Below are 26063 nucleotides of genomic sequence, written 5' to 3' on the forward strand. Positions count from 1 at the left end.
AGCCGCGCCGCCCAACGCTGGCCGGCATCGCCGCCCCAGAGCAGCCAGGCAATGTAGCCGGCCGATGGCGCGCTACGGTCGGCCCAGCCCTTGCCAGTCTTGTCCACGCTGTGGCGCGCGAAGTACGCATGCATGCGCCGGATGGTCTGCGTGGAAAGCGATTTTCGTGCCGAAAGATCGCGCGCACGCGCAACGCCGATTGCGGTGCCACCACGCCCATGCTGCTCGCGCAGCCGCAGTCCGCGTGCCGCCGCGTCGGCAACTGTCTTGGGTGGTGTTGTCGAAGACGCCTGCTTTGCCGGTTTGCGTGCCACACCTTTCTCCTGTCGTATCGCGTTGCCGTAGTGTTCGCATGCGCGGTGCTGCTGCATGTGAAGAACCGGTAACCAGGACTGCCTAGGCAGCCTGCCGGGGGACATCACGGCAATGCGCAAGCACGCGCGACCTGGCCCTGGATCGGCTTGCTTGTGCGAGTGGATCATCGCGCGCGTGTCGCTACACTGGCCTGCCCACGCCATCGGAAGAGTGCTGCATGCGCCTGTTGACGAGCTGGTTCCGCGCAAGCCTGTTTGCTGCCGCGGTCGGCACTTTCCCCGCGCTTGGTCAGGCCACCGACAAGGCGGTGCCGGTGGCCACCTCGGCACAATCGAAGCAGGCAGCCTCCTGGCAGACGCTGACCCCGCACGACAAACCGCATGCGCGCCATGAGAACAGTCTGGTGTCGGTCGGCGATAGGCTCTATCTGATCGGAGGGCGCGACGACCGCCCGCTGGACATCTTCGATACCACAACACGCCGCTGGTCCAAGGGCAGCACGCCGCCGCTGGCGGTCAGCCATGCGCAGGCAGTGGTGTCGTCGGGGAAGATCTACGTCGTCGGCGGCCTGACCGGCGACTACCCGGAAGAAGCCGCGCTGACCCACCTGTTGATCTACGACCCTGCCACCGATCGCTGGCAGGTCGGCGCGGAGATTCCCAAAGGCCGTCGCCGCGGCGCGGCAGGCGCGGTGGCGCACGACGGCGTGCTGTACCTGGTCGGCGGCAATACGCGCGGCCACATGAGCGGGTATGTGCCGTGGCTGGATGCGTTCGACACCAGGACGCAGCAATGGACGCAGCTGGCCGACGCACCGCGTGCGCGCGATCATTTCCATGCAGTGGTGCTCGACGGCAAGCTGTATGCGGCCGGTGGCCGCAGGTCATCGCACGAGAGCGGCAACACCTTGGCGCAGACGATTTCCGAAGTCGATGTCTATGACATCCAGCGCGGCACCTGGAGCGTTGCCCCGGCCGCGCTGCCGACGCCGCGCGCCGGTGCCGCCGCCATTGCACGCAATGGCCAGCTGCTGGTCATGGGCGGCGAGAGCACGCGCCAGGTCAAGGCGCACGACGAGGTCGAAGCCTACGACCCGGCCACCTCCACCTGGACGACGCTGGCCGCATTGCCGCAAGGGCGCCACGGCACCCAGGCCGCAGCGGTCGGCGACGCTCTGTACATCGTGGCGGGTAGCGGCAACCGCGGCGGCGGGCCGGAGCTGGATGATGTGCTGGTACTGCATGAAAGCAGCGCGCAATAGGCCATGCCGACTCCCGCGTACGGCATGCTGCGAAAGACCTGGTTGAAGATTGTGCCTCTGCAGATGAGGATCTAATCTGCTGCATCGTTGTTCAATGTGCAGTGCCAGGGAGCGGTCATGCCGAAACGTGGATCAGATAACACGCCATCAACAATGCCTGGCGTTGCCGGGCAATTTTCGCTGCCACTGGTACAGGCGGAAGGCGAGCCGGCAACATCGCCACTGCTGGCGGCTGCCGACCCGCGTTACAGCAATTACATCGTCTATGTCGATGAAAGCGGCGACCACGGCCTGGAGTCGGTAGATCCCAACTATCCGGTGTTTGTGCTGGCCTTGTGTGTCTTCCACAAAGGCCACTACGCGCAACACGTGGTTCCCGCCATTGAGTCATTCAAGTTCAGGCATTTCGGGCATGACGTGGTGATTCTCCACGAGCATGACATCCGCAAGGAAAAGGGACATTTCCGCTTCAATGATCGGTTGGAAAAGACGATTTTTCTGGACGAGCTGACGGGCATCATCGAGTCGCATATCTTCATCCTGATCAGCTGTGTCATCGACAAGACACGGCTGAAGGAAAAGGCCCAGACCGCAGACAATCCCTACCACCTGGCGCTCGCATTCTGCCTGGAAACACTTTTCGAACTGATGCAGGAAAAGAAGCAGGACGACGTTGCAACGCACGTGGTGGTTGAATGCCGTGGCAAGAAGGAAGACCGCGATCTGGAGCTGGAATTCCGGCGGATCTGCGACGACGCAAACCGCTGGGGCCGGCAACTTCCCTTCACCATCGTCTTTGCGGACAAAAAGGCCAACTCATCTGGCTTGCAACTGGCTGACCTCGTTGCGCGGCCCATCGGGCTATCGGTACTTCGCCCGGATCATCCCAATCGCGCATTCGACGTGCTGCAGCGAAAATTCTTCTGCAAGCAAGGCCGGCGTCAATTGGGTGTCGACTATGAAGGCTGGGGTCTGAAAATTTTCCCGCCGCCAGGAAGCGAAAAGCCCCGGTGATCTCACCGAGGCTATGACGCCGACCGGGAACCCCCAGTCCACTTAGGGTGCGAGTCTAGAGTTCTGGACCGAAGAATTCAAGGTTGCCTGCTACAAAACCGGGTCAGTCAGCACATCGCATCCATCAGCTGTTGTAACTGCTGAAAAAAGAACGCCGTGCAATACAGGGCGATGGGTAAAGCTCCATCGCGGCCAGGGCCGCTCCTACTAAAGCGGCGATTGGGCAAATTCCAAGCCAAGCGCTTTGACCCGCACCCGCGCCAGCATCGCGTGCGAGGTCATGTACAGCGTATGGCCGTCGTTGCCGAAGGCGCAGTTGGAGACGGGTTCGCCGGTTTCGATGCGGCCCAGCCTGCGGCCGTCGGGGGCGAACACGATGACGCCGCCGGGGCCGGTGGCGAACAGGTGGCCGTCGGCGGAGACCGCCATGCCGTCGGGCAGGCCGGGCGAGTCCTTGGCGACCAGATCGGAGGCGTCGGCGAACACGCGCTTGCCGGTCACCGCACCGGCGGCGTCGAGCGTGTAGGCCATCCAGATCGGGCGCTCAGGATCGGAATTGGCCACGTACAGGGTGCGCGCATCCGGCGACAGTGCGATGCCGTTGGGAAGGCTGAGACTGTCGTCCAGCAGGTGCACGCTGCCGTCGGTGTCCAGCCGGTAGACGCCGTTGTAGCGCAGCTGCTTGACCGGCGAATCGTTCATGCCCTTCAGGCCGTACGGTGGGTCGGTGAAGAACACCACGCCATCGCTGCGGCGGACCAGATCGTTGGGGCTGTTGAAACGGTGGCCTTCGAACTGCGTCGCCAGCGGCGTCTTCTTGCGCGTGGCCGGGTCGAGCCTGGCGACGATGCGTGTGCCGGAATCAGCCAGCAACACAGTGCCGCCCGGTTCGGCATACAGCCCATTGGCGCCGGCTTCGCGCAGCGTGGCCTGCTCCGGGCCGCTGTAACCGGACGGCGATAGCAGGACCGACAGGCCTGCGTCCTCGGACCAGCGATAGAGCTTGTTTTCCGGCACATCGGTGAACAGCAGATAGCCACCGTTGCGGACCCAGGCAGGGCCTTCTGACCACGTAAAGCCTTCGCTGAGCTTCTCGATGCGCGCATCGCCAGCGACCACCTCGCTGAAGCTGCGATCGAAGCTCTGCAGATGCCCGATCGCGGCAAAGCGCGGTGGCGGCACCTCCTTCCTGGTGCAGGCGGCGAGGATTGCCAGCAACGGAATGGCCAACAGCAGATAGGGCGGCAAGCGCATCGGTCAGTCCAGTAACGAAGTCGGGCCATGATGCCACCATGTGTGTGCAGGTCTGCTGCGCATGCCGGCGGCCGTGCTAGCGCCCGCCAGCGTGCGCGGGTACCGCCAGCACCGCATCCAGCGCCGGTTTGGGCCGGTGATTGCGATCGAACAACAGCGGATAATTGGTACGGCCCGGCACGGGGTAATCGTTCTTCCAGGACATGCCATCGCTGACGCCCCACACGCTGACGCGTGCGAGCTTGTCGCGCTTGCGCCAGAACAGCGCGAACAACTCGGCGTAGCGATCGCGCAGTTGCGCCTGCACCTGCGGTGGCAAGCCCTCGCGATACGGGTCGAGAAAGCGCTTGAATTCCGGCAGCTGGAACTGCTTGTGTGCAAGCCCGGTCCCGATGACCTGACCTTCCCTGGTGAGCGGCAACACGTCGATGTCCAGCTCGGTGATCATGACCTTGATGCCGAGCGCGGCGTAGGCATCGATGGCGTCTTCGATATCGCGCAGGCTGGGATAGTTGAGCCCCCAGTGCCCCTGCATGCCGACACCATCGATGCGGATGCCCGATTGCTGCAGCATCCTGACCATGCGCACGATGCCATCGCGCTTGCTCGGCCGCCATGCGTTGAAATCGTTGTAGTAGAGCTCCGCATCCGGTGCATACCGGTGGGCAAAGGTGAAGGCGTTGCGCACCACGGTGTCGCCATCGCCGACGCGCTGCACCCAGTTGGTGGAGCGGTAACTGCCGTCTTCGTCGATGATCTCATTGACCACGTCCCAGGCCTGCACCTTGCCGACGTAGCGCCCCGCCACGCGCTCGATGTGCGCGCGCATGCGCTCCAGTTGCTGTGCCGGCGTATTGGGCCGGCCATCAGCGGTGGTGAAGAACCAGTCCGGCGTCTGGTTGTGCCACACCAGCGTGTGACCGACCACGAACATATGCTGCGCACGCGCGTCATCGACGAAGGCATCGGCGGCGGAAAAATCGTTGATGCCGCGACGCGGCGAGACCACTTCGGCCTTCATCACGTTCTCGGGCGTGAGCGCATTGAAGTGGCAGGCGACCAAGGCCGCGGATGCGGCGTCGTGGCCTGACACGATCTCGGCATTGACGGCGGTGCCGATCAGAAAGCCGTCGGCGTAGGCGTGCTTGAGCGAGGTACTGCGGCTGTCGCAGTCAGCCAAGGCCGGCACTGCCATCACAGCGCCGATCAGGGCCAGAACAAAACGCAAGCATGCTGCTGGGCGCTCGTGGGTCTGCTGCATCGCCTGATTCCTGTGCAGGTACCGCAGGTAGTGCGTCATCGGGAACTCCATCACTCCACCACCACCTGCGCACTGGCGGCCTGCAAACTGTCGGAGTCCACATGCAGCGTGATGGTGCCACGCTCGCCAGGCTTGGCACGCACGATCGCCAGGCACAGCCCGTTGAACGCATTGCGCTGCGGCGCGGCGAAGGATTCCAGGTTGGTGGGATCGCCGTTGTCGGTGGCGACCAGCTCGCCCGGGCCTTCGATGCGGAAACGCAGGCGATCGCCGGCGGTCGGCGCGGGGCGGCCAGCGCGATCTAGCAAACGCACGGTGACGAAACTCAGATCCTGCCCGTCGCCACGGATGCTGCTGCGGTCGGGCGTCACCTGCATGCGCGCGGCGCTGCCAGCGGTTTGTACGCGGTCGTCGGCCCAGGGTTTGCCTTCCTTGTACGCCTGCACGCGCAGCTCGCCGGGTTGGTAGACCACCGCGTCCCAGCGCAGCCGGTACTGCAGCGGGCCCTTGCGCTTGCGCCCCTGCGAGACGCCATTGACGAACAGCTCGGCCTCGTCGCCGGAGGTGAACACATGCACCGGCGTCACCCGGCCCTCGCGGCCGGGCCAGGTCCAGTGCGGCAACAGATGCGCCATTGGCAGATCGGGGCGCCAGCGCGATTGATACAGCCAGTAGCGGTCCTTGGGAAAACCGGCCAGATCGAAGATGCCGGAGTACGAACTGCGCGAGCTGTAGTACGGCGTGGGCTCGCCCAGATAATCGAAGCCGGTCCAGACGAATTCGCCGGCGACATACCGATGCCGGTCCTGTGCCGCGAACACCTTGTCGGCGCTGGAGCCGAAGTCCACCGCATGCAGTTCGTAGGCACTGACCTGGTGCGCGACCGAATCGCCGCCGCGCCCATCGCGCACCGGCGCGCTGGTGTCCGGCGTCACCGGAAACAGATACACACCGCGGCTGCTCAACGCCGAGGCGGTCTCGCTGCTGAGAATGGGCTTGTGCGGGAACTTGCCATGGAACGCGGGATATTGCGGTTGTTTGCGGATGCGCTCGGTGCCTGCGAATTCCGGCGCGTCGCGGATGCCTTCGCCCTGGTAGTTGAGGCTGATGACATCCAGCGCAGCGGGCAGCGGCATCTCGGGCGAGGCGTAGTTCATCGCCACCGTGGCGGGGCGCGTGGGGTCTTCCTCATGCACGATGGCGTGCAGTGTGCGTGCGATCGCCGCACCCGGCTCGCCGGTGTATTGCTCACCGACCTCGTTACCGACGCTCCACAAGATCACCGAGGGATGATTGCGGTCGCGCCGCAGCATCGCGCGCAGGTCCGGCTCGTGCCACTGCGGGAACACCAGGTGGAAATCCAGTGGAGTCTTCTTCATCTCCCAACTGTCGAACACCTCGTCCACCACCAGCAGGCCCATGCGGTCGGTTAGCTCCAGCAGCTCCGGTGCGGGCGGATTGTGGCTCATGCGGATGGCATTGGCGCCCATCTGCTGCAGCAACTGCAGTTGCCGCTCGGCGGCGCGCACGTTGAACGCCGCACCCAGCGCGCCGAGGTCGTGATGATTGTTCACGCCGCGAATCGGCACATGTTCGCCATTGACCAGCAAGCCCTTGTCGGCATCGAACACGATACTGCGGACACCGAACGGTGTTTCGTAGCGATCCACCACGTGCCCGTCCTGACTGACCTCGGTCACTGCGACATAGCGGTGCGGGCGCTGGGTCGGCGGCGGGCCCCACAGACGCGGGCGGTCGATCTGCGTGCTGCCCTGCACACGGGCGCTGCCACCGGCGGCAACCGCAACCTGCACGGCGGCAATGCGCGCGACCGGCTCGCCGCTGCGTGTGCCGCGTGCATCGTCGAGCACATAGATCGCGGTGCTGACCTGTGCCTGCATTGCACTGCGCGCGGCGTTGTCCAGCGTGATCGCCAGCTGCACCTGCGCGGTGTCGGCCGAGACCTGCGGCGTGGTCAGCTGCGCGCCCCAATGCGCGACATGCAGCGGCGCAGCTTTGGTCAGCCACATATTGCGATACAGCCCGCCGCCCGGATACCAGCGCGCCGAGTCGGGCGGGTTGTCCAGGCGGATCGCCAGCTGGTTGCGCGCACCAAACACCACATAGGGGCTCAGGTCCACGCGCCAGGAGCTGTAGCCATACGGCCAGCCGCCGACCAGCTTGCCGTTGAGCCAGACCGTGGCATAGGCCATTGCGCCATCGAGATCCAGAAACAGCGCGCGCCCGCGATCGCTGGCGGGGATGTCCAGACTCTTGCGATACCAACCCACGCCCCAGCTCGGCAGGCGCCCCATGCCGCCATAGGGACCGTCGGCCAGGAACGGCCCGGCGATGGCCCAGTCGTGCGGCAGATCCACGCGCTCCCAACCGCTGTCGTCGAACTGCGGCTGCACGAAGGCGACGCTGCTGCCGGGGTGGCCGGGCGGGCGTTTGTGCCGCTTCGCGGGATCTGCAATCAAGGCATTGGCCGTGGGCAGGATCCATGGCTTGAGCACGCGGGTTGCGGCGGCATTGAGGTGCTGCGCCTGCTCGGGCTGCGCGTCGGCCACCTTGCCGTCTTCGCTACGTAGCACGTGCGGGCGGATGTCGTAGTCCAGGATCTGCCGATTGCCTGGAGGATCGCCGCGATGGAAGCGCCATTGCCCGTTGAGCGAGACATGCTCGCGCGGCAACTGGTTCGATGCCGGTGGTGCTGCCAGCGCGGGCACTACCACGCAGATGCAAAGCATCGCGACACGCGCAAGGCATGCGCAATCCCTGAGCGCGCGCATCACCCTCGCCTGCATGCCCGTGTGCGTCATATCACGCCTCGCATCGACCATGCATGCATGCGTGTCCTATCCGCGCCACCTGCATGCGTGCGGGCATGGCCACGTGCTGCCTCGCTCAGCCTCACAGCTTGTAGGCTTGCTTGGGCAGGCGATACGCCAGATCGATCGCAACCTCGACCGCCTCGTCCTCGTCCAGCCTGTGCTCGGCGACCAGCTTGGCGAGAAAGGCGCTGTCCACGCGCCGCGCCACATCATGCCGCGCCGGAATCGACAGGAAGGCGCGGGTATCGTCGTTGAAACCCACGGTGTTGTAGAAGCCGGCGCTGGCCAGGGTCTGCTCGCGGAAGCGCCACATGCCTTCCGGCGCGTCATGGAACCACCAGGCCGGCCCCAGCAGCAGCGACGGGTAATGCCCGGCCAATGGCGCCAGCTCGCGGCTGTAGCTGGTTTCGTCCAGGGTGAACACGATCAGGCGCAGGCGTGGGTCGTTGCCGAACCGGTCCAGCAAGGGTTTGAGCGCGTGCACGTAGTCGGTGCGCATCGGAATATCGGCGCCCTTGTCGCGCCCGAAGGTCTGGAACAGCTGCCGGTTGTGATTGCGGAAGCACCCCGGGTGCAGCTGCATCACCAGGCCATCGTCCAGGCTCATCGCCGCCATCTCGGTCAGCACCTGCGCGCGGAACAGCTCGGCCTGCGCCGGTGTGGCGGCACCACGCACCACGGTGTCGAACAGGCGGCGCGCCTCGGCCGGCGACAGATCGGCGGTGGCCGCGCTGGGGTGGCCGTGGTCGGTCGAGGTGGCGCCATGCGCGGCAAAGAACGCGCGGCGCTGCCGGTGCGCACGCAGATAGCCTTGCCAGCTCAGCACATCCTCGCCGGTGAGCGCGCCGAACTGCTGCAGCGCGCCGGCAAACTGCTCGTGTTCGGGGTCGACCACCGGGTCCGGGCGGTACGCGGTGAGCACGCGTCCCTTCCAGCCGCTGGCGCGAATGGTCGCGTGGTGCTGCAGCGTGTCCAGCGGCGACTCGGTGGTGGCAATCACCTCGATGTTGAAGCGCTCGAACAGGGCACGCGGGCGGAATGCCGGCATCTGCAGCGCAGCGGTGATGTGATCGTAGTAATGATCGGCAGTGCCGGCATCCAGCCGGATGCGCAGATCGAACACCTCATGGAAGACATGATTGAGCCACAACGCTGACGGCGTACCGCGCAGCAACGTGTAGTGCTCAGCGAACACGCGCCACGCTGCGCGCGGGTCCACCGCCGCGCGCGACCCATCCGCACGCGGAATGCCCAAGGCATCCAGTGCGATGCCCTGGCTGTAGAGCATGCGGAACACGTAGTGATCCGGCACCAGCAACAACTCGGTGGCATTGGCGAACGGCGCGTCGGTAGCGAACCACGCCGGATCGGTATGGCCGTGCGGGCTGATGATCGGCAGTGCGGCGATCTGCGCGTACAGGCGGCGCGCGATCGCACGGGTGCCGGGGTCGGCGGGCAACAGGCGGTCGGCGTGCAGGGTCAGCGGAATGGAGGTAGGCATCAGTCGGTCGCCGAACGGGCAGGAAAAAGGCAGGGCACCGGGATCACCGCGCCGCACCGTGGCTGGCAATGTAATCGCGCAGCCAGGTCAGCGCCGGCCGTTCGGTGCCATCGGCGCGAATCAAATAGGCCGCTTCCTTGTCGCGCCACAGCCCGGGGCGAAAGCCCCACAGCGTGATGCCGCGCACGCCGGGGTGCTCCCAGAACACCGGGAACACACGTTGGTAGTCGGCTAATTGCTGCGCATCGGTGGGCCCGTCCAGGTCGAACTCGGTGATGTAGATCGGCAAGCCAGTCGCGGCCAGTGCATCGAGATTGTCGCGATGCACCGACATCGCCACATTCGGGGTGGTTTCGAAGGCATGCTCCTGCACGCCGATCGCATCGACCAGTTGTTCGCGCTGCAGCAGCTGCACGATCTGCAGATATTTCTGCGTGGCCTGGGGGCTGTTGGTGATGCTGTAGTCGTTGATCATCAGCCGCGCACGTGGAAAGTGCTGGCGCGCCAGCCGGAACGACTGCAGCACCCATTCCCAACCGCTGGCGCCGTTGCCACCGAGCGCCTGCAGATAATTCCCGCCGCCGGTGTCGTCCTTGCTGGGCGGGTCGTTGAGCGGCTCGTTGACCACTTCCAGCAGGTCGATCTCCGGATAGCGCTGCGCCACCGCGGCAAACCACTGCTCGATCTCACGGCGCTGCTCGGCCGGCCGCAGCGACTTGATCCACTCCGGCTGCTGATTGCCCCACACCATCACATGCATCTGGAACGGCATGCCGTTGGCCTTGGCCAGCCGGTAGGCGGTATCCAGCCCGCTCCAGTCCATCTGGTCGCGCACCGCTTCCACGCTGCCCCACTTGCCGCTGTTTTCCGGTGTGAGTTTGTTCCAGTACTGCGCAAATCCCGGGGACTGTTGCGGACTGTAGGCGCTGCCCAGGAACTTGGGCGCGCCGGAAGCCAGCGGTGCGGCCTGCGCAAGCGTTGCGACGTTCGCCGCCAACAACAACCCGATTGCCATTGTGCGTAATTGCATGATGATCCCCTCAGGAAGATGCGGCGGTGGCGGCGGTATCTGCCGGCAGCTGCGCCGGCGCCAAGCGTGGCACCAGCATGTGCACCACCGCCAGCGCCAGCAGATACGCCGAGCCTGCCATCAGGAACACCGGCACATAACTGCCGGTGGCCTGCAGCAGGAACCCGATGAAGGTGGCGATCAGCATGCCACCGACCGCGCCGGCAAAGCCGCCGATGCCGACCACGGTGGCGACCGCGTGGCGTGGAAACATGTCCGACGGCAGCGTGAACAAATTGGCCGACCACCCCTGGTGCGCAGCGGTGGCCAGGCCGATCAGGCCCACGGCCAGCCACAGGTTATCGGCGCGTGCGGCGAACACGATCGGCACCACCGAGATTGCGCAGATCAGCATTGCGCTCTTGCGTGCGCGGTTGACGCTCCAGCCGCGCGCGATGAAGCGCCCGGCGACCCAGCCGCCGGCAATGCTGCCGATATCGGCCAGCACGAAGATCACGATCAACGGCGCGCCCAGTTGCAACAGACTCAATCCGTATTCGGCATGCAGGAACTTGGGCAGCCAGAACAGGAAGAACCACCAGATCGGGTCGGTGATGAACTTGCCCAGCACGAACGCCCAGGCCTGCCGATGCCGCAGCACCTGCAACCACGACAGCCGCTGCTGCACCGGCTCGTGCGCATCGCTGCGGATATGCGCCAGCTCTGCCGCCGACAGGCCGGGTTGCTGCTCGGGCGGGTGATAGCTGAGCCACCACACCAGCAGCCAGGTGGCGCTGAGCACGCCGGTGAACAGGAATGCCGCCTGCCAGCCCCAGGCGGTGGCGATCAGCGGCACCAGCAACGGCGCGACGATCGCACCGATGTTGGAGCCGGAATTGAAGATGCCGGTGGCCAGTGCGCGCTCGCGACGCGGGAACCACTCGGCCACCGTCTTCAGTGCAGCGGGGAAGTTGCCGGACTCGCCCAGCCCCAGGAAGAAGCGCGCAATCGCAAAGCCCACCACGCTGGTGGCCAGCGCATGCCCCATCGCCGCCAGGCTCCAGATGCCGATCGCCAGCGCGTAACCGACGCGCGTGCCGAAGCGGTCGATCACCGCACCGCTGCACAACAGGCCCAGCGCGTAGGCGGCCTGGAACGCGGTGACGATATAGCCATACTGGATCTCGTTCCAGCCGATCTGCGTCTGCAGAAACGGCGCCAGCACGCCGAGCACCTGGCGGTCGACATAGTTGATGGTGGTGGCGGCAAGCAGCAGTGCGCAGACGCGCCAACGCATGCGGCCGAGGCGCGCCAGCGTGCCGGCAGGGGCTGCGGTTGGGGGCAGTTGGCTCACGTGCTCGACTTCCGCAACAGCGCTGCAGGCAGTACGCACTGCGCAATCGCGTAGCGAAGGCTGCAATGCGCTGCTGGATGTCGAGGGCAGCTCGGCACACTGTTGCCGCGTTCTTCGGTTCGATTCATCGAGCACTGCACCTGCACGAAGGTGGCCTTGCGCCACGGGTGATAGCGCTACCATTACCACGCTGCCGGGCAAAATCCATCGCGCAGTGCAGCACGCCAGTGCGCCATATGCAGCCGGCACCATTCCGATCAGCGCCACTGTCGCAGCCGCCGCGATGCCTTCCGTCGCCTATGCTGCCCTGCAGCGTGATGTTCTGAATTTGGTAGCGCTAACATCGGCCACCGCTGATCGCCCGTCTCCCCCATCGCACCATCGCCGCGCCGCTGTTCGGCAGCGGCACTCCCTGCGCAGGGGCGATGCGTGGGACATCTGCTCACCTGTTAGGGAAGGGATTACGGTGAAGAACAGCTACGCACAAACCGCGTTGTCCTGCGCGTTGGGGTCCATCCTGCTGGGCATGACCAGCACTGCCGCCTGGGCACAGTCCAGCGACGCCGACAGCGCTTCCCCCGCACAACCGCCCGCGGCCGCCGCTGCCAGCGGCGATGCGGTGACCCAGCTCGACACCGTCACCGTCTCCGGCTACCGGCGCAGCATCCAGTTTTCCACCGATGCCAAGCGCGACTCGGTGGGCTTTGCCGACACCGTGTTTGCCGAGGACATCGGCAAGTTTCCGGACATGAACATCGCCGAGTCGCTCAACCGCATCCCCGGCGTGCAGCTCTCGCGCGACGTCAATGGCGAGGGCCTCAACATCGCCATCCGCGGCCTGGGCACCAGCTTCACCAAGACCACGCTCAACGGCGCCAGCATCGCCACCGCCTCGATCGGCCTGAACGCGCAGAACCAGAACCGCGAAGTCGATCTGAACCTGTTTCCCACCGAGTTCTTCACCCAGCTCACCGTCAGCAAGACGCCTACCGCCAGCATGCTCGAAGGCGGCGTCTCCGGCGTGGTGGACATGCGCAGCGCGCGTCCGTTCGATCGCCCCGGCGTGCACTTCACCTATCAGGCCCAGGCGGACTGGAACAGCACCAGCGAAAAGACCACCCCGCGCGGGGCCTTCATGGGCAGCTGGACCAACGAGCAAGGCACCTTCGGCGCATTGCTGGGCGTGGCCTCGGTCCGAGGCAAGCTGGGCGTGCGCGGCTTCGAAAGCGTGGGCTGGACCAACCCCGGCCTCACCTACACCCAATGCGGCCTTACCCCGCCTGCCGGCACCCCGGCCACCAATCAACCGACCGCGTGCAACGTCAATGGCGGCGGCAACTGGCGCATTCCCGACCGCGTGCCGGCCACCGCCGGCAACGGCCTGACCACCGGCGAGACCATCGATGCGGCCTGGCTGCTGGCGCGCAACCCGGGTCTGAGCATCGACCAGATCAGCGACGCGCTGATTCCGCGGCTGGGCCGCAGCGTCTACATGAATGGCGATCGCGACCGCGATGCCTCGGTGATGTCGCTGGAATGGCGCCCGTCCGACAGCATGCATTTCTACCTGGATACACTGTATTCGGAAGCCAAGCGCACAACCGAGCGGATCAGCATGAATCTGATCGGCCGCAACGGCAACATGATCCCGCTGGGCATGCAGCTGGACCAGAACAACGTGGTCACCAGCGCCACGTTTGCCAATGCGCAGTACTTCCTGGAAGCGCGCCCGTACCGGGAAGAGGTCAAGTTCTGGAGCGTCAATCCAGGTGCCGAGCTGTTGTTCGGCGAGAACCAGGACATCAAGCTCAACGTGCAGGCCAATGCCACGCGCAGCTGGCTGGAGCGCGAGTCGCCCAGCATCCTGGTCACCTCGCCGTTCACCACCGTCGATTACCGCAACGAAGGCGGCGACCGCCCCTCGATCAGCAGCCCGCTCGATCTCAACGACCCCAATCTGGGCTGGGGCTGGAGCGGTGGCCGGGTCAATATCCAGAACGAAAAACGCGTGACCGAGACCCGGGGCGCACGCGCCGACCTGCAGTTCGGCGAAGACAAGCGCAACATCAAGATCGGCGCCGCCTACGACCAGGCCGAGCGCACCATCCGCGGCTTCGACAACAGTATCGCCTGGGAGCAGGTGGTCTGCCGCGGTGGCGGCGGCAATGTCTGTAACGGCGGCCCTGGCTCGGCAATCCCGAATGCGGCGCTGGCCGGCTATCTGCGCCCCGGTCCGGATGGCTTCATCACCGCCGATTTCAACCGCTTCCTGGGCGACACCAATTACTACGCGCTGCGCGATTCCGCACCGGAGACCAACTCCGCCAACACCGGTGCCTCGGCCGGCGGCATCCGCGAGAAAAACTGGGGTTTCTATATCGAAACCAACGCGGAAACCGAAGTGTGGAACCGCACGCTGCGCTTCAATGCCGGCGTGCGCTACGTGACCACCGACCAGACCATCACCGGCCCTGTCACCATCAACGGCATCCGCCGCATCCAGGTGCTGGATTCGGACTACAAGGAAACCCTGCCCTCGTTCAACGCCGCCTGGGACGTGGCCGACAACGTGGTGCTGCGCCTGTCCAGCTCGCGCACGCTCACCCGGCCCGACCCCAGCGCGATGCTGCCCAACACCAACTTCAGCGACCCTTCCGCGCAGACCGCAACCCAGGGCAATCCGAACCTGGCGCCGTACCTGTCCACCAACGTGGATTTCGGTGGCGAGTGGTACACCGGCGGCGAAGGCTATGTGGGCCTGACGTTGTTCAACAAGCGCATCAGCGGCTTCACCGTCAACGGCGTGCGGCGCATTCCCTTCAACGACCTGGGCGTGCCCTACGACAGCCTGCTGCCGATCCAGCAGGCCGGCCTGGATCAGCGCGGCGGCCCGAATGCGGCCACCGTGGATGTCCAGACCCAGGTCAACGCCGACGGCGTGCTCAACATCCGCGGCACCGAGGCGATCTGGGTGCAGCCGCTGGACCGGCTGGTCGACGGCCTGGGCTTCAGCGTGAACTACACCCATGTCACCCAGTCCTCCGAAGGCGAAGGCATTCCGGCAGTGGCGGTCGGCGTCGCCCCCAACCTGTGGAACGGCACCGTGTACTGGGAAAAGGACGCCGCCTCGGTGCGCCTGTCCTACACCTGGAACGACGACATGGTGATCTCCGGCGCCAACCAGAACGGCATTCCCTACGCGCGTCTCAACGCCGATGCGCGTGGGCAGCTGGATCTGTCTGCCAGCTACACGCTGGAGTCGCTGCCGTCCAAGCCGCAGATCACCCTCAACGTCACCAACCTCACCGACGAGCCGCTGCGCACCACCTACGCCTGGCCCAACGCCACCTACGATCTGTATGAGCCCGGGCGCACGGTCATGCTCGGCATCCGCGGTACCTTTTGAGTGCTGTGTCCGCCGGTCGCGATCACCTCCCATCGCGACCGGCAGCCTGGCGCGCGCCGCGGCGTTTTCCGCAGCATTCCCTGAGCCCCGCCCCACCTCATGAACGATCGCTCACAACAGCTCTCCTTGCGCGAAAAGATCGGCTACAGCCTGGGCGACCTGGCGGCCAACCTGATCTTCCAGACGCTGGTCACCTTCCTGGCGTTCTTCTATACCGATGTGTTCCGCATCCCGGCGAGTGTGGCCGCCACCCTGATCTTCGTGGTGGGCATGCTCGGCGCGTTCGTGTTCACGCCCATCATCGGCATCCTGGCCGATCGCACCCGCACACGCTGGGGCAAGTTCCGCCCGTGGATCCTGTGGACGGCAGTGCCGTTCGGTGCCTTGTCGCTGGCCGCGTTCAACACGCCCGCACTCGGCGAGCAGGGCAAGATCGCCTACGCCTTCGCCACCTACACGCTGCTGATGCTGGTGTACGTGGCCAACAACCTGCCGTACTCGGCATTGAGCGGCGTGCTCACCGGCAGCATGGAGCAACGCAATAGCTTGTCGGCGTACCGCTTCCTGGCGGTGACGTTTGCACAGTTCATCATCCAGGTGTTGTTGCTGCCGCTGGTGCTGATCCTGGGCAATGGCGACAAGGCACAGGGCTTTCGCAACACCATGGCGCTGTTTGCCGCCGTCGGCACGCTGTGCTTTCTGATCACCTTTTTCACCACCCGCGAGCGCGTGCTGCCGATCAGCGAACAACGCAGCAGCGTGCGCCAGGACCTCACCGATCTGGTCCGCAACAAACCCTGGCTGGTAATGCTGTCGCTGACCATCCTGGTCTTCATCAATCTCGCCATGAAGGGCGGGATGTACATCTACTACTTCAAGTACACCCTCGACGCGAACGCGTTGACGCTGTTCCTGGACAACGCCGGCTTCAACCGCTTCATCGCTGCAATCAACAGCATGCTTACCGGCGCCGGCCTGAGCGCGCTGCAATGGCCGCAGGACGCACCCACCTCGGCCTTCAGCGTGTTCAGCGCCGGAGGCATCCTGGCGATGATCGTGGGCATCGGCTTTTCCAAGCGGCTGGCCGATCGCTACGGCAAGCGCAACGTGTTCGGCGGCGCGCTGCTGATCTCCACGCTGTTCCTGCTGGCGTTCTACGTGTATCCGCCGACTGCGATCGCCTGGGTGTTCGCCTCCTACGTGCTGCACGGCTTCTTCTACGGCATCACCATCCCGCTGCTATGGGCGATGATCGCCGATGTGGCCGACTACTCGGAATGGAAGAACCACCGCCGCGCCACCGCGATCATCTTCTCGGCGATGTTGTGCGGCCTGAAGATCGGCCTGAGCGTCGGCGGCGCGCTGGTCGCCGGCATCCTGGCGTTCTATGGCTACGATGCCGCCCTGCCGCTGCAAAGCGATGCCGTGACAAACGGCATTCGCCTGGCCATCAGCGTGTATGCGTCCATCCCGTTCCTGCTCGGCACCGCGTTGCTGGCGCTGTACGAGATCGACAAGCCGCTGGAAACCCGCATCGAACACGAGCTGGGCCTGCGCCGACGCAGCGCCGCGCTCGCCACCAGTTGACGCCCTCTCCCTCCCACCTCATGCACAGGTACGCGCATGTCCGATGAACTGCACACCGCTGCACTGCAGGCGCTGGCGCGCACCGCCATTTCCGCACCGCTGGTCACCCACCTCTATACCGCCGACCCTTCCGCGCACGTGTTCGACGGCGCCTTGTACATCTACCCCTCGCACGACATCGATGCCGGCGTTGCCTTCAGCGACGACGGCTCGCACTTCGACATGGCCGACTACCACGTCTTCCGCATGGCGCATCCCGGCGCGCCGGTGGAAGACCTCGGGCAGGTCCTGCACGTGCGCGACGTGCCCTGGGCGCAGCGTCAGATGTGGGCACCGGATGCCGCGCAGCGCGACGGCAAGACCTATCTGTATTTTCCTGCCAAGCGTGCCGACGGCATCTTCCAGATCGGCGTGGCGGTCGGCGATGGCCCGCAAGGCCCGTTCGTCGCAGAACCCGAGCCCATCGCCGGCACCTACTCGATCGATCCAGCGGTGTTTGCAGACGACGACGGCACGCATTACCTGTATTTCGGCGGCATCTGGGGCGGCCAACTGCAGCACTACCGCGACAACGCCTATGCGCAGAGCCATCAGGAACCCGAAGACGACGCGCCCGCACTCGGCCCGCGCGTCGCCCGCCTGCGCGAGGACATGACGCAACTGGCCGAACCCACCCGCGAGATCATCATCCTCGACGAACACGGCACACCATTACGTGCCGGCGACCATGCCCGCCGCTTCTTCGAAGGCCCCTGGGTCCACCACCATGCCGGCCGCTATTACCTGTCCTACTCCACCGGCGATACCCACCGCATCTGCTACGCCACCAGCGATACCCCGTACGGGCCATTCGCCTACCAGGGCGTGCTGCTCGCACCGGTGGTCGGCTGGACCACGCATCACTCCATCTGCCTGCTCGACGGCCAGTGGTATCTGTTCTATCACGACGCTGTGCTGTCGGGCGGGCAGACGCATCTGCGCAGCATCAAGATGGCGCCGCTGGAGCACGATGCGGATGGAAGGATCGCGACGATTCATCCATATGGGGAAGACGCGGTGTCGCCCTGGTGAATGCCGTCGGGCTACCGCCTGCCGGGACTATCAGCGCGTCATGGCTCAACCGCCGGCGCTGAACGGCACGTCCCGTCACCGCTACGCTTTCAAAGCGCGTCGTGATCCTCGTTGCGGCTGATCGTCGACCCGGCGCTCACCACTGCGTGATCGCGCGTTTCCTGGCATGCGCAAGGCGTCGGCCTGGCGCTTCAACGCCGCCATGACATGTCGAGCGTTACGGTCGTGCCGCTGGCACACCACGCCAGCGTGCACTCAGTCCGGAACTGCATCGCATGGGGTTGCATCCGGACGCACAGTAACTCCGTAGGCCTATCTACGGGTTCTTTCTGGTGGAGGTTGCCATGCGAGGTGGTTCGATGCTGTTGTTGCTGACGCTAGCGGTCTACGGGAGTGCCAGTGGGAGCGAGTCGCGTGCCGCCCTGCCCCGCGCAGACAGCGTCGACGTGCCGCGCTTCATGGGCGACTGGTACGTCATCGCGCACATTCCCACCCGGCCGGAGCGCAAGGCCTACGATGCCGTGGAGCGCTATGCGCTGCGGCCGGATGGCCGCATCCAGACCACCTTCACCTACCGCAAGGGCAGCTTCCAGGCGCCGCTCAAGTCCATGCACCCGATCGGCCAGGTGGCGAAGGAGGGCAATGGTGCGCTGTGGAGCATGCAGTTCTTCTGGCCGTTCAAGGCCGAGTACGTGATCGCCTGGCGGGATGCGGAGTATGCGCAGACCATCGTGGCGCGCAGCAAGCGCGATTACGTCTGGTACATGGCGCGCACCCCGCAGGTGTCCGAGGCCGACTATCAGCAGGCCGTCCAACGTATCGCCGCCATGGGCTATGACGTATCGCAGCTGCGCCGGGTACCGCAATCGCCGCGCTGATGCGGTAACGCGGTGAGAGTGCAACGGGCTCAGCGATGCAGTGACTGCATCGCCGGCTCTCGCATACGGGCTGCGTCAGGCGTCCTTGTCATCCACGGAAAACTCCCAGCCGTCATTCAGGCCACCCAGGGGCTTGGCCTCCACGGCCAGCTCTTCCTCGAACGCAGAAATCGCCTTGTGCGACGGCACCATGGTCGGATACACCGTCACGTCCATCGGAAACGCGGTGTTTTCCGGATAGTGGCAGCAACGCACCTTTTGCTCGAAGCGCAGCAGCATCACCGAGAACTCCAAGGCCGACTCCTTCGTGGGGAAGACCACGGAGAACGCAATCTCGCGCGGCTTCGACAGGTCCACGCCTTGCTGGGCAATGTGCCAGAGGGTGTCGCCGTTATCGTCGTTGGGATACAGGTCCGGATGTCGTTGCATATGAGCTTCGGTCTTTGGCGGCCGGTGGCCAGGGAAGAGCGCTGGCGCTGATTGTGCGCTCTGATCGCGTGTCGCCAGGATCCAGACCTCGGCTGCTGGAGCCTACCGTCTCCCGGTGTTCGAGGTGCCTGCTCAGGCAATGAACCTGCTATGCAGATGGCCGCACGATGTGCGACCACCTTGGGCAATTCACGGCAGCCAAACCAGATTCATCAGCTGCGGATCCGCGGTCACCTTGACCAGCTTGCCGCTGGGGCCGAACTGCACCTGGTACTCGGAGAAGCTGTCGCGCCAGTAGCGCCACAGCGAGGCGTCCAGATTCGGGTTTTCGCTGCTGATCGGGTAGCCGACGGCCATCAGCACCTGTTCGCGGGTCATGCCGCCGGTGAGCTTGCCGTCATTGATGGCCTGGCGGATCTTGGGCGGGAAGGTGGCGAGCTTGAGCTTGGGGTCGGCGGTGACGACATAGCGGGCGGCGAAGGCGGTGTTGTCCAGGTCGCGGCTGTAATCGTTGCCGATGGACTGCTTTTCGCCGGCGATCTTGAGGTTGACGCGGTTGCGACCGAAGCCGGTGACGCTGACCGGGGTGCCTACGGGAAGCATGCGCTTGCCGTCTTCGGCGTAGTTGCTGTCGCTGATCCAGCTGCCGTCGGTGCGCAGGTTGCAGCACAAAAAGCCGTCGTACTTGGCGACGTCGGCGGCGCTGGCCAGGTTGGCGGCGGTGAGCAGGCTCAGGGCCAGCAGGGAAGAACGCAAACGCATCGTAAAGACTCCTTTCTCGACGGCCATGGCCGCGCGGCAATGATGGGATCAGGCGCGCCGCCGTTTCCCCAACGGCGCGCATGCATTGTCGCAGCCCCGGGCGGCTTGGCAAGCACAGGTGACGCGGCCGGCCCGTGGTTGTGTATGCTCGGAGCCGTGGAAACTCTCTCACCCGCCGAGATCGCCGAGCAGATCGCCGAGTTGCGACGCGCCCACCGCGCGTTGGACGAGGAGATCCAGCGCGTGCCCGCCAACATGGACGACGAGCTGCAGATGAAGCGCCTGAAGAAGCGCAAGCTGCATCTCAAGGACTGCATCACGCGGCTGGAAATGGAGCTGGTGCCTGACGAGCCGGCGTGAGGTTGGTGCGTGCGGCCGCCTGGGTTTGCTTTGCGGTCGTGGATATCAACGTCGCGGTGACAGGCGGTTGAGTCAGTTGGTGACGCAGGCAGGGGTTTGTCGGCATGGCGCCGGCTTGAGCTGAGGTGTGTCGCGTTGGTCGCTTGGGCCACACCCTCACCCCAACTCCCGCTGCGCGCCCCGGCCCACGTCTTGCGACGCGGGCGCTCCAGGGCACGCGCGCCAGTGGCGCGCAAGCTGTGCCGCTTCGCCCCGAGGGGAGAGGGGCTTGATATGCCGGCCTTGAAGAATTGTCGATCTCTTTGGCCGATCTGGGCAACGGATCCGGGCGCCTGTTCGCGTCAGCGGACGTGCAAGCGCCTCACCGCTTTTGCGCGTCAGGCGCCGACTGTCATAAGACGACCCGAGCCGCCGTCCTCAGCCTGCGCGTAGCAGGATCTTGCCGCGGCGGCCCGGTTCGGCGCTTGCCGCGGCCGCCTTGGCTGCATCTTCCAGATCGAACACCGCTTCCACCGGAAGGGCCAGGCTGCCATCGACGGCGGCCTTGAGCAGTTCGCCGATCATGCGGCGCTTGTCCTCGGGCTTGGTGGCGGCCATGACCTTGCTGCCCCAGAAACCGCGCACGCTGGCCTGCTTGAAGATCACATCGCCGCTGGAAATCTGCAGCGGCTCGCCGGTCATCGAACCGAACGAGATCAGCTCGCCGCCTTCGGCAAGCAGCCCCATCAGGTCGCCGGCCGCGCTGCCGGCGACAGAGTCGATTGCGCGCACGATCGGCGCCTCGCCGACCAGCGCGCGCACGCTGTCCTGCCAGCCCTCGCGGGCGGTGGAGACCGCGTTGCCGATACCTAGTTCCTTCAACTCCTCCACGCCGGCGTCGCGGCGCACCAGATTGACCACGTTGATGCCGCGCGCGGCGGCGAGCATGGCGACGGTCTTGCCGACCGCGCCGTTGGCGGTGTTCTGCACAATCCAGTCGCCCTTTTCGACCTGCAGGAACTCGATCAGCATCAGCGCGCTCAGCGGCATGGCGATCAACTGGCAACCGCGGTCGTCGTCCAGCGCGTCGGGCAGCGGCACCACGCCGGACGCGTCGGCCAGGAAAAACTCCGCCCAGCTCTCGTGCACGCCGGCGGCGACCACGCGCTGGCCGGTCTGCAGGCCCTGGACGCCTTCGCCGAGGGCATCGATCACACCGGCTGCTTCGCTGCCGCCGATTGCGGGAAGCTCCGGCTTGTAGCCGTAATTGCCGCGCACCGTCCACAGGTCGTGGTTGTGGATCGGCGAGCGACGCATGGCGATGCGCACCTGGCCCTTGCCGGGCTGCGGGGTGGGCCGTTGACCGAGTTCAAGCACCTTGGCCGGGTCGCCGAATTGGGTGTGGATGGCTGCGCGCATGGAGATCTCCTGCCGGGCACGCCTGTGGTCCAACGCACCCGATCGTGATGAAAGGTGGCGCGATGCTATCGGCATTGCTGCAAGAGGCGGATGAAGCGAACGGAACTGCTGTGTGAAGTTGCGGGCGTTGGTGAACAACGCCGCGAGTGACTCTGGTCAGCTGCAGCGCTGGATAATCTGCGTGCTGACCGACCCGCATCCGCCCTTCGGGCACCTTCTCCCGGTGGGAGAAGGGAAGCATGGTGCGCATCTGCGCTTCCCTGCGGGTGCGCTGCCATTGCCCGGCATCACCTACCGCAGGGAGACGCTGGCGTTTGTACTGCCGCCTTACTCGGCCGGCGGCAGCACCACGTCCGGCTTGACCGCCTCGGGGCTGACCCGCTCGATGGTGTGGCGCAATTCGCGGCCAAGGATGAACTTGGCGTCCTTGGCCCAGGCATCCAGGCGCTCGTCGAACAGCAGCTTGCTGTTCTCGTCCGGCCACACCAGGCGCAGCTCGCGCAGTTTCTGGATGAAGCTGCGGAACAGGGTCTTGTCGAAGAACTCCGGGGCGGCCGGGGCATACAACAGGCTCAGGCGCTGCGCGGCCTGCTGGCACAGGCTTTCCAGTTCGCCGGCACCGAGCACGCCGGGGCCGTTCTTCACCAGCACCGAGATGGCGATGTAATAGCGCTCGAAGGCCTGCTGCAGCGAATGGCCGATCGCACGCAGGCGGAACACCTCGTCGGTCTGCCCGGTGTTGCGGGTGAGGATGCCGCCATCGTCGTCGGTGACGTTGAGCAGCAGGCCTTCGCGCACGAACATGTCGATGGTCTGCTCGATGCGTTCGGCAAAGCGGTCCTCGCTCCACGGCAGGAACAACTCCGCCTGCAGGAACGGGTACACGGTGCGCCCCAGGCGCAGCAGACCGGCACGGCTCATCCGGCGGTTGTTCTGGAAGCAGCACGCCACCCACGACGAGGCCGTGAACAGGTGCAGCACGTTGTTGCGGAAATAGCTCAGCAACACCGCAGTGTCGCCGCTGACGCTCAGCACATCGCCCAGCGGATGCGACACGCGCGTGAGCACGTTGATCTCTTCGGCGTGGGTGATGATGCGCGCCGGGGTGTGCGGGGTGACGGTGACGCGGTCCGAATACGGCATCTCCGCCAGCAGCTTCTTGCACAGCTCGATCTGCGCGATCAGGTCGGCCTCGCCCATCGCGTGCTTGGGCGTGGACAGCAGCGCCAGTGCCAGCAGGTTGATCGGATTGACGTCGGCGGCGCAGTTGATGCGGGTCTGGATCTGGGTGGACAGCGTGTCCACCGCCGGTGCCAGCCAGGTGGGCTTTTCGTCGTCGGGCAGCGGTTGGCCGTCCCAATCGGGCGCGTGCTTGGCCAGCACGTCGTTGAGCGCGATCGGCTCGCCGAAGTTCACCACCACCTGGCCGTAGTTTTGCTTGAGCACCTTGGGGATGGACCACAGCAGGCCCCAGATGGATTCCTTCTCCTTGGGCCGGCCGGTGAGCTCGTCCAGGTAGCTGTTGCCTTCCATCAGCTTCTCGTAGCCAATGTAGACCGGCTGGAACAGCACCGGCTTGCGCGGCTGGCGCAGGTAGGCGCGCAGCGTCATCGCGATCATGCCGCCCTTGGGCTGCAGCAGACGCCCGGTGCGCGAGCGCCCGCCTTCGACGAAGTATTCGATCGAGTAACCGCCGGCCACCAGCTGGGCGACGTACTCGCTGAGCACCGCCGAATACAACGCATTGCCCTTGATCGAGCGGCGGATGAAGAACGCGCCGCCCTTGCGCAGCAGCGTGCCGACCACCGGCAGGTTGAGGTTGATGCCGGCCACGATGTGCGGCGGCACGATGCCGCGTTCGTACAGCAGGTAGCTCAGCAGCAGGTAATCCATGTGGCTGCGGTGGCTGGGCACGTAGACCACTTCGTGCCCGGGCGCGGCCTGCTTGAGCTTGTCCAGGTGATGCACCAGCACACCGGCATAGATGCGGTTCCACACGTGGGTCAGCAGGAAGCTGGCCGAGCGCACCACCGGGCTGGAATAGTCGGCGGCGATTTCCCAGGCGTAGGCATGCGCCTTGCGCCAGGCATCGACCGGCTTGGAGTTGTCGCGCTTGGCCTGGGTGGCGATCGCCTCGCGCACCGAGTCGGCCGCCAGCACCTGGTCCACCAGCAGGCGGCGGGTGGACAGGTCCGGCCCGATCACCGCCTCACGGATACGGCGGAAATGCGTGCGCAGCACGCGCTGCAATTTGCGCAAGGTGCGCTCGGGCGGCAGGCCTTCGGCCATGGTCTGGCGCAGCGAGATCGGCGGGGCAAAGCGCACGATGGTGGTGCGGCCGTTGAGCAGCACCGCCAGCAGGCGCCGGAAGCGGCCGACTAGCGCCCAGTTTTCCGAGAACAGCACCGCGAACCAGCCGCTCTGCTTGTCCGGCGCGCGGCCGACGAAAATCGACACCGGCACCAGGTGCACGTCCAGGTCGGCGCGCACGCGATGCGCCTGCAGCAGCTTGGCCAGCGAATCCGAATGGGTCTTGCCGCCGCGCTGCTCGGGGATCAGCGAATTGCTGCTGCTGCGCCGCGACAGTGCCAGGTAGGCGCGCTTGCGCTGCAGCGGGTCGCCCGGCAGCGGCACCAGTGGCGAGGGCAGCCCGGCCTCGCGGCAGGCCTTGTCCAGGATCAGCGCGCTGGACAGGCCGTAGTCCTCCAGCACGTAGACCACCGGCGTGCCGTCGTCGTAGCGGCTCGGCTGGTCCGGTTCGATGGTCAGGCTCAGCCAGGGGTCGGCCAGGCGGCCGAGCAGGCGCGCCCACCACGGGCGTTTGGCGCTGCGGGCAGCGGCGACGGCGGGCGCGATCGACGGCGCAGCGTCCGGCGGAACCGGAACGGCGGTCGGCAAGGCGGCGGTCGTGGCACCGAGATCGGTGGCGGCAGCGCTGGGCGGGGCGGGCTGGCCGTCCGGGAACGGCAGGGGATTCTGTTCTGGCATCACGGTCATTATCGCCCAGCCGGGCGTTGCCCGGTGGCGGCGGGCGTGGCGGGCGCGGCCACCGGGGTGTCAGGCCTTGCAGCGGCGGCGGCTGCGGGCGCCGCCGGCGCAGCGCCGAGCAGCGCCTGCACTTCGTCCTGGGTCTGCTGCTGGTACCAGTGGCCGTCGCGCTTGATCAGGGCGATGCTCAGGTCGATGTCGTGCGCGGCCAGCGGATAGCGCAGCCGCACCTGGGCGCGGTCGCCGTCCTGCTTGATCAAGCCGGTGCGCAGCGCATCCAGGCTGCTGTCCAGCGACAGGCCGTAACGCTCCAGCACCTGCTTGGCCGCGGCCCAGAACGGCCCGAGCCGGCGCAGGCTCTCTTCCATCCCCAAACGCTGCAGATCGGCGTCCGAGCCGATGCCGGTGGCGCGGGCGGCAGTCACCAGGTCGGCGATGCTGGCCTTGGCGCGCGCGCGGTCGGCCAGCGGCGCGGTGGCCGCCCAGGCGCTCAGGGCATCGACCAGCTGCACATAATGGGCGCGCTGCTCGGGCTGGTAGTCGCTGCGGCTGCGCAGGTATTGCACGCCGAACTGGCCCAGCGACTGCGCGGCCTGGCGGATGCCCTGCGACTGGCCGGCCAGCTGTGCATCGAAGGCCTGCTGCAGCTGGCGCTCGGCGCCGGGCGCCGACAAAGTGCCGAGCAGGCTGCCGACCTCGTTGGGCAGCGGTAGCTCGGTCAGCGGCCAACGGCTGGCACCGCTGCGCCAAGCCGTCTCCAGCTGGGTGTATTGCGCAGGTGTGACCCGGATCCGCGCATAGGCGACCAGGTCATTGCGCCGCAAGGGCAGGGTCATCGACTGCATCGCTGCGGCTGGCTCGGCGCTGGCGCCCGGCAAGGCGGCGGTCTTGTCGGCGCGCTGGCAGCTGCCCAGGCACAGCGCTGCCAGCAGCACCCACGCGATGGACTGGAACCGGCCGGCGCGGACGGTGGATGGCGACATGCGCACGCTGTTCCCCTGATCGATCGGCGCATCTTGCTGTCTGAACGCACTGGCGGCAAGGCGCGCGACAACCGTGCGCCCGGGTACGGTGCGGAAACGTTAGATTTTCGTAGTTCCATGCATGTTGTCGCCCAGTGTCCGACATTGACTGCCGTTGTCCTTTCCGGACAAACTTGTCCAGGCGATGCCGCCAAGCCCTTGTGCCACCTGCGTTTGGCCCAATGGTGCAGCGCATCATGTAAGCGCTTGCAGTTCCTGCTAGCGTGCGCGCCATCTCGCTCTGAGGTCGCCATCGGTTGGGGCCGATGTCATTCATGTGCATGTGTGACACGAACGTTCTGCGCCAGCGGACCGTGCGACCCTTCCCGGCGTGCGGCGGCAGCCGCGTTGTCCTGGAG

18 protein-coding genes are annotated in these 26063 nt (G+C 65.9%); 7 read left to right on the forward strand and 11 right to left on the reverse strand.

Annotated elements, in window-relative coordinates; all coding sequences use genetic code 11:
• Positions 1-532 precede the first annotated feature (532 nt).
• Together ABQY64_RS20240 and ABQY64_RS20245 are read left to right on the forward strand one after the other, a co-directional pair.
• Positions 533-1576: a kelch repeat-containing protein gene (locus tag ABQY64_RS20240; RefSeq protein WP_349780251.1), complete on the forward strand. Its 1044-nt coding sequence runs from the start codon at positions 533-535 to the stop codon at positions 1574-1576.
• Positions 1577-1693: 117 nt separating this feature from the next.
• Positions 1694-2590 carry a DUF3800 domain-containing protein gene (locus ABQY64_RS20245; protein ID WP_349780250.1) on the forward strand — a complete coding sequence of 299 codons (897 nt, stop codon included), beginning with the start codon at positions 1694-1696 and terminating at the stop codon, positions 2588-2590.
• 207 nt (positions 2591-2797) lie between these two features.
• Here the strand turns inward: ABQY64_RS20245 and ABQY64_RS20250 are convergent, their stop codons facing one another.
• The 6 genes from ABQY64_RS20250 to ABQY64_RS20275 form a co-directional block, all read right to left on the reverse strand.
• Complete coding sequence (locus ABQY64_RS20250) at positions 2798-3844, reverse strand: SMP-30/gluconolactonase/LRE family protein (RefSeq protein WP_349780249.1); 1047 nt, start codon at positions 3842-3844, stop codon at positions 2798-2800.
• A gap of 76 nt (positions 3845-3920) precedes the next feature.
• Positions 3921-5039: an endo-1,4-beta-xylanase gene (locus ABQY64_RS20255; RefSeq protein ID WP_374151372.1), complete on the reverse strand. Its 1119-nt coding sequence runs from the start codon at positions 5037-5039 to the stop codon at positions 3921-3923.
• A 116-nt stretch (positions 5040-5155) separates the two neighbouring features.
• Positions 5156-7855: a beta-galactosidase GalB gene (galB, locus tag ABQY64_RS20260; protein WP_349780248.1), complete on the reverse strand. Its 2700-nt coding sequence runs from the start codon at positions 7853-7855 to the stop codon at positions 5156-5158.
• Between the two features lie 163 nt (positions 7856-8018).
• Positions 8019-9440, reverse strand: coding sequence for a glucuronate isomerase (gene uxaC, locus ABQY64_RS20265; protein WP_349780247.1), 1422 nt, complete (start codon positions 9438-9440; stop codon positions 8019-8021).
• 43 nt (positions 9441-9483) lie between these two features.
• Positions 9484-10470: an endo-1,4-beta-xylanase gene (locus tag ABQY64_RS20270; RefSeq protein ID WP_102584114.1), complete on the reverse strand. Its 987-nt coding sequence runs from the start codon at positions 10468-10470 to the stop codon at positions 9484-9486.
• 10 nt (positions 10471-10480) lie between these two features.
• Complete coding sequence (locus ABQY64_RS20275) at positions 10481-11746, reverse strand: MFS transporter (protein WP_349780310.1); 1266 nt, start codon at positions 11744-11746, stop codon at positions 10481-10483.
• 523 nt (positions 11747-12269) lie between these two features.
• On the opposite strand from ABQY64_RS20275, the gene ABQY64_RS20280 reads away from it, so the two are divergent.
• The 4 genes from ABQY64_RS20280 (at position 12270) to ABQY64_RS20295 (ending at position 18745) form a co-directional block, all read left to right on the forward strand.
• Entirely contained in the window at positions 12270-15209 is a 2940-nt protein-coding gene (locus ABQY64_RS20280) for a TonB-dependent receptor (protein WP_349780246.1), read from the forward strand.
• 99 nt (positions 15210-15308) lie between these two features.
• Complete coding sequence (locus tag ABQY64_RS20285; RefSeq protein WP_054592248.1) at positions 15309-16796, forward strand: MFS transporter; 1488 nt, start codon at positions 15309-15311, stop codon at positions 16794-16796.
• 36 nt (positions 16797-16832) lie between these two features.
• The gene (locus ABQY64_RS20290; protein ID WP_349780245.1) at positions 16833-17867 is read left to right on the forward strand and encodes a glycoside hydrolase family 43 protein; all 1035 of its coding nucleotides are present in this window, start codon (positions 16833-16835) and stop codon (positions 17865-17867) included.
• Positions 17868-18211: 344 nt separating this feature from the next.
• Positions 18212-18745: a lipocalin family protein gene (locus ABQY64_RS20295; RefSeq protein ID WP_349780244.1), complete on the forward strand. Its 534-nt coding sequence runs from the start codon at positions 18212-18214 to the stop codon at positions 18743-18745.
• A gap of 75 nt (positions 18746-18820) precedes the next feature.
• On the opposite strand, the gene ABQY64_RS20300 is transcribed toward ABQY64_RS20295, so the two are convergent.
• Both ABQY64_RS20300 and ABQY64_RS20305 read right to left on the reverse strand, forming a co-directional pair.
• Complete coding sequence (locus ABQY64_RS20300) at positions 18821-19174, reverse strand: ribonuclease E inhibitor RraB (protein WP_039520877.1); 354 nt, start codon at positions 19172-19174, stop codon at positions 18821-18823.
• A 189-nt stretch (positions 19175-19363) separates the two neighbouring features.
• Entirely contained in the window at positions 19364-19936 is a 573-nt protein-coding gene (locus ABQY64_RS20305) for a hypothetical protein (RefSeq protein ID WP_039527696.1), read from the reverse strand.
• 156 nt (positions 19937-20092) lie between these two features.
• Here ABQY64_RS20305 and ABQY64_RS20310 point away from each other — a divergent pair, with 156 nt between their 5' ends.
• The gene (locus tag ABQY64_RS20310; RefSeq protein ID WP_023905744.1) at positions 20093-20296 is read left to right on the forward strand and encodes a YdcH family protein; all 204 of its coding nucleotides are present in this window, start codon (positions 20093-20095) and stop codon (positions 20294-20296) included.
• Positions 20297-20713: 417 nt separating this feature from the next.
• Here ABQY64_RS20310 and ABQY64_RS20315 read toward each other — a convergent pair whose 3' ends face one another.
• The 3 genes from ABQY64_RS20315 to ABQY64_RS20325 all read right to left on the reverse strand — a co-directional run bounded on the left by ABQY64_RS20315 (position 20714) and on the right by ABQY64_RS20325 (position 25665).
• Positions 20714-21694 carry a zinc-binding dehydrogenase gene (locus ABQY64_RS20315; RefSeq protein ID WP_126968738.1) on the reverse strand — a complete coding sequence of 327 codons (981 nt, stop codon included), beginning with the start codon at positions 21692-21694 and terminating at the stop codon, positions 20714-20716.
• A gap of 327 nt (positions 21695-22021) precedes the next feature.
• Positions 22022-24691, reverse strand: a complete 2670-nt coding sequence (gene plsB, locus ABQY64_RS20320; RefSeq protein WP_024937637.1) for a glycerol-3-phosphate 1-O-acyltransferase PlsB — start codon at positions 24689-24691, stop codon at positions 22022-22024.
• Positions 24691-25665 carry a hypothetical protein gene (locus ABQY64_RS20325; RefSeq protein WP_349780243.1) on the reverse strand — a complete coding sequence of 325 codons (975 nt, stop codon included), beginning with the start codon at positions 25663-25665 and terminating at the stop codon, positions 24691-24693. Before ABQY64_RS20325 ends, plsB begins: the two co-directional genes overlap by 1 nt.
• Positions 25666-26063: the final 398 nt, after the last annotated feature.

The organism is Xanthomonas sp. WHRI 7065 (genome assembly GCF_040203115.2).
Lineage (GTDB): Bacteria > Pseudomonadota > Gammaproteobacteria > Xanthomonadales > Xanthomonadaceae > Xanthomonas > Xanthomonas arboricola.